Raw genomic sequence first — 3,171 nt, forward strand, 5'->3', positions numbered from 1 at the left:
ACGCGATGGCCGATCCCTCGCCGCCGCCTCCCGATGCTGGCCCCGCAGTTCCGCGCCTGGGCCTTGACCTGCGTCTGGTGCCCGCCGCGCTGCTCGTATGGGCGGCGACGGCGATCACCCTGGCGACATCCTCGACGACTCCGCTGGGTTGGATGCTGCTCGTGGCGGCGGTGTTTACGGCGGTGATGGCGTGGCGTCGTCAGGCGTCGACGGTGGCGCTGCCGGCGGTCGCGGTGACCGTCGCCGTGTCGGGCACGCTCATCCGCCGCGCCCGCGCCGCCGCGCACCCGATCGCGGAAAGCATCGATGGCATCAAGAAGACCCGCCTCACGCTGACCACGACGCCGAAGGCCACCGAGCACGGTGCGACCGCCGAGGCCACCATCGAGGGCCTTCCCGGCCGCGTCCGCGTCTTCGGCGATGACCGCCTGCTCGACCACGACCGGGGCACGGTCCTCGACGCCTACGCGGGAATCTCGGCCTCCGAACGGCCGGCGTTGTCCGGGGTGGTGGCGTCGGTGCGGGGGACGGTGGACGTCGTCAAGCATCCCGATGACCACATCGCCCGCGTCCGCGATGGCCTGCGCGATGCCGCCGCCGCGTTGCCGACCGGGCCGGATCGGCTGGTGCCCGCGATGACGCTCGGCGATGAGCGCGGGTTCGGCGCGGGCGACCAGGAGATGATGGTCGACTCGGGGCTCGCGCACCTCACCGCGGTGTCCGGCGCGAACGTGTCGCTGCTGGTCGGGGCGGCGGTGTGGGCGTTCGCGTGGGCGCCGCCGCGGTGGCGGGTGGTGGTCGCGGCGGTGACGCTGGCGGCGTTCGTGGCGGTGGTGGGCACCGAGCCGTCGGTGCTGCGGGCGCTGATGACGGGCATCGTCGGCCTGCTCGCCGTGCTCCTCGGGCGGCGGGGGCAGGCGCTGCCGGCGCTGATGGCGGGGACGATCGTGCTCATCGTCGCGTTCCCGGATCTCGCCGTGTCCATTGGGTTCGCGCTGTCGGTCGCGGCGACGGCGGGGCTGGTGCTGGCCGCCGCGCCCATGACGCATCGCCTGCTGCGCATCCCCGTCGTGGCGAGGATGCCGGCGCCGCTCGTCCGGGCTGCCGCCGTCGCGCTGGTGGCCCACGTCGCGACCGTGCCCGTCCTCGCCCTCACTCTCGGCGAGGTCTCCCACGTGTCGGTGCTGGCCAATCTCGCCGCAGCGCCCGCGGTCGCGCCGGTGACCATTCTGGGCACGCTCGCCGCCGTAGCTGCGCTGCTGGGGTTGGGGCCGGTGGTCGCGGTGCTCGTGCATGCCGCCGCGCCCTTCGCGTGGTGGGTGTGGGCGGTGGGGCACGCGGCGGCGGGGTTGCCCGGGGCGTCGGGGGAGATGGGGATGCTCGGGTTAGCGGTCTTCGTCGCGCTGGCCGTCGCCGCGATCGCGTGGCCCGCGGTCGCTGCCGCGGTGACGGTGGTGGCGATGGGCGCCGCGACGGTGGTCATCACGCTCGGCTGGCACATTCCCGCGGCCCCGCCCGGCTGGATCATCGGGGCCTGCGCCGACGGCGGGCGAGTGCGGGTGGTCACCGCCGCCTCGCTTGACGACGCCCACGCCCCCTCCCTCCCGCGCCCCTGCCGCTTGGCCCTGGAGAGGGGAGTGGCGGGGCACGTCGACGCGTCGGAGGTGGAGGTGTACGCGACCCTCGATGACGTGGAGGACTTGGTGGGCGGGAACTCCGGCGCGGGAAGGAGTGACGCTAGTGGACCAGACCGTGCCACGGAGTCCACCGCGTTCACGGCGGTGCCGCGGTGGATCGTCGTCGAGAACTGCGGGGAGCGGGCGCGGGGCCGCATCCGCACCGCCGAGGGCGTCCCCGTCGTGTGCCCGGTACGCGATGGAGTGCATGCGCTCTACCCGGATGGCGCGGTGTGGAGGAGTGGCGCCGGGAAGGGAGGCTCCGGGGAAGGCGGCTCCGGGAAAGGCCGATCCGGGGAGTCTGGCACGATGGGAGCGTGACTCAGACGATGCCCGCGCCGGTGAACGTGATCGTCGGCAAGGAAGGGCTGCTCATCGACCGCGCCCGGTTGGCCATCATTGCCGCCGTGCGCCGCTCCGCCGCCACCGCCGGCGACCCCGACGGCCGCTCGGTGCCCATCACGGACCTGCGCGGCGGCGACGTCACCACCACCGATCTGGTCGAACTGCTCAGCCCGTCGCTGTTCGGCGAGGACCGCATCATCGTGCTCACCGATTGCGACGCCGCCGGCAAGGAACCCGCCGATCTCATCGTGCAGGCCGCCGCAGACCCCGCACCTGGAATCACGCTGATCCTGCAGCACTCCGGCGAGGGGCGGCAGAAGAAAATGGTCGCCGAGCTGCGCAAAACGGGCGCCCAGCTTTTCGAGGCCCACCCCGTCAAACGCGGTCAGCTGCCCGAGTTCGTGCGCGGCGAATTCCAGTCGCACCGGCTGCGGGTGTCGCCGGACGTCATTGACGCGCTGCTCGATTCCGTTGGTTCGGATCTGCGTGAGCTGGCCACCGCCGTCTCCCAGCTGGTGTCGGACACCGGCGGAAACGTCACCGTCGATGCCGTGCGCACCTACTACGGGCGCACCGCCGAGGTCTCCGGCTTCGAGGTCGCGGAGCTCGCGTTGACCGGCCGCGGTTCCGAGGCGTTGGCGTTGGCGCGCCGGGCGATGCAGCTGGGCGTGCCGCACGTTCTGTTGGCCTCGGCGCTGTCGGGCATGGTCGGTGATGTCGCACGTCTGCACGCTGCGCGCGGGGTGAGCAACCGCGACGCCGGCCGCTACGGGATGCCGCCGTGGAAGCTCGAGAAGACCCACCGCCTGGCGTCACGATGGTCGACCCCGGCGATCGCGCAGGCGGCGCAGATCATCGCCGAACTCGACGCCGGCGTGAAGGGTTGGGCCGCCGACCCCGAGTACGCGGTGGAGAAGGCCGTCGTCGACATCGCCGCCCTGGCCACGTCTTCGCATCGGCGGTAACCGAGGCCGAGCAGCCGCGGCGGTCCGACGCTCGCCGCGCCACTGGATCACCGGGACCCGTAGCCACCGCCGCGACCTCACGCACGCACAAGCGCCCCCGCCGAAAACGGCGGGGGCGCTTGAAGGCTGTGGCGTCCGATGCTCGCGCATCGGGCGTCGTCAAGCGAGGATTTAGCCCTCGATCT

Annotated in this window: 2 protein-coding genes; both read left to right on the forward strand. The window is 72.9% G+C overall.

Annotation, left to right across the window (positions count from 1 at the left end; all coding sequences use genetic code 11):
* The coding region (locus GX015_RS02195) for a ComEC/Rec2 family competence protein (RefSeq protein ID WP_291342452.1) at positions 1–1,997 on the forward strand (1,997 nt) is incomplete at its 5' end.
* Positions 1,994–2,986, forward strand: coding sequence for a DNA polymerase III subunit delta (holA, locus tag GX015_RS02200; protein WP_291342454.1), 993 nt, complete (start codon positions 1,994–1,996; stop codon positions 2,984–2,986). The genes GX015_RS02195 and holA, both read left to right, overlap by 4 nt.
* Positions 2,987–3,171: the final 185 nt, after the last annotated feature.

It is taken from the genome of Corynebacterium sp. (genome assembly GCF_012837295.1).
Classification (GTDB): Bacteria; Actinomycetota; Actinomycetes; order Mycobacteriales; family Mycobacteriaceae; genus Corynebacterium.